The organism is Cupriavidus phytohabitans, from assembly GCF_017815025.1.
Taxonomy (GTDB): domain Bacteria; phylum Pseudomonadota; class Gammaproteobacteria; order Burkholderiales; family Burkholderiaceae; genus Cupriavidus.
This window is the reverse complement of record NZ_JAGIQB010000175.1, coordinates 1-1,548: the sequence shown is the minus strand read 5'-3', so window position 1 is coordinate 1,548 and position 1,548 is coordinate 1. Positions and strand designations below refer to the sequence as shown.

At 61.2% G+C, this 1,548-nt stretch carries 1 protein-coding gene and 1 pseudogene; both read left to right on the top strand.

Going from position 1 to position 1,548, the window contains the following annotated elements; translation table 11 throughout:
* Positions 1-104: 104 nt before the first annotated feature.
* Positions 105-377: pseudogene (locus tag J8I34_RS33935) on the top strand (ATP-binding protein); the annotation flags it as partial.
* A gap of 584 nt (positions 378-961) precedes the next feature.
* On the top strand, positions 962-1,548 hold a 587-nt coding region (locus tag J8I34_RS33930), incomplete at its 3' end, for an IS630 family transposase (RefSeq protein WP_209808546.1).

Genomic DNA, 1,548 nt, shown 5'->3' with positions numbered 1-1,548 from the left:
ACTGGAGAGCCCGTCGCGGGAAAACCGCACACCGGGTTCGGAGGGAGGGGACGGCGAAAGCCGTTTCCTACCCCTATACAGGTCCAGTAATGTTGCGAGCAACGTTACTGGACGATTGGGGCATGGCTCCCCTCGACGCGATGGTCCGAAACGATCTGCTCGAGATGATTGATGACCGCGCGGCGGGCAAGGCGACCATCGTCACCAGCCAGTTGCCGATTGAGCACTGGCACGGCTGGATCGGCGACGAGACCATCGCTGACGCGATGCTCGACCGGCTCGTGCAGCGCCATCACAGGATCACGCTCACCGGTGAATCGCTCAGAAAAGCATCCCCAAAACCCAACATCCTGGAGCCTGAACTCGACCAGAACTGATACGAAACCCTACAATCGACACTGCGCAACGCCTATCTCGCCAAGTCGGTCACGTTCCCGAAATCGGCGGTCACGTTCGCCGAAATACGCAGCTCTGCGGATGAGCGATGGAGCCGACCATCAATTCGGGCAGGCGCACCAGGCGCTGATGCCGACAATTTATCGCCCAGATTGAATTAGAGCCTTCGTCGCAAGGGAGCGAGGCATTGGAAGTGGTCTCAAGGGAATTGGGCTCGTTGGTGGCGTCGCTGTGGCGGCGTGTAAGGGCGGACGCGCTGTTTTTGGCAGAGGGCGATCGAGCGTGGGACCGCTGGCACGTGGTGTCGGTTTGAGCGGTGGCGGTAGGCCGCTACGTAGGCCCTGGCGGAACCTCGAGGGCGAAAAAGTGAAACAGTTCCAGCGTCTGCGTCGGGTGCTCAAGCGCCAGCGCACCATTCCCGGTCGGGTCCTGCGGGATATCGAGCGCAAGTTGCCCGGGGTATCGGACGCTATGCAAGCCACGATGCAAGCATGGTGAGCCAGCAGAACTATTGAGTCGGTAACTGTGTTCTTGAAAAATCACGTATTGCCCACATATGGCCGAAATGAAATCGACCGATATGAGATCGCTGTCGCGCGAGGCGCGGCATGAGAGGCGTGTGCAGGTGATTCGGCTGCGCGCGGCGGGTTACACGTATGACGAGATTGCGGCGCAAACGGGGCTGAGCCGCACGGGCGTGTTTGGCATCTGCCAGCGCCATGCCGAGGGCGGCGCGACGGCGCTGCAAGATGCCATCGGTGGGCGTCGGTTTGGCGAGGGGCGCTTGTTGAACGCCGAGCAAGAGCGCGAAGTCCGCAAGCTGATTTGCGACAGGACGCCGGATCAATTGAAGATGGCTTACGCACTGTGGACCCATCGCGCGGTTGCTGAGTTGATCGAGCACCGCTTCGGTATCCGACTGCCGGTTCGCACCATGGGTCTCTACTTGTCGCGCTGGGGCTTCAGTCCGCAGAAACCGATTCGCCGCGCTTACGAGCAGTCCCCGGCCGCGGTCAGGAAGTGGCTGGACGAGGACTATCCGGAGATTGCGCAGCGTGCCAAGGCTGAAGATACAGAGATCCACTGGGGCGATGAGACCGGACTGCGATCTGACGACGTGCGCGGGCGCAGCTTCGCTCCAATCGGGCAAAC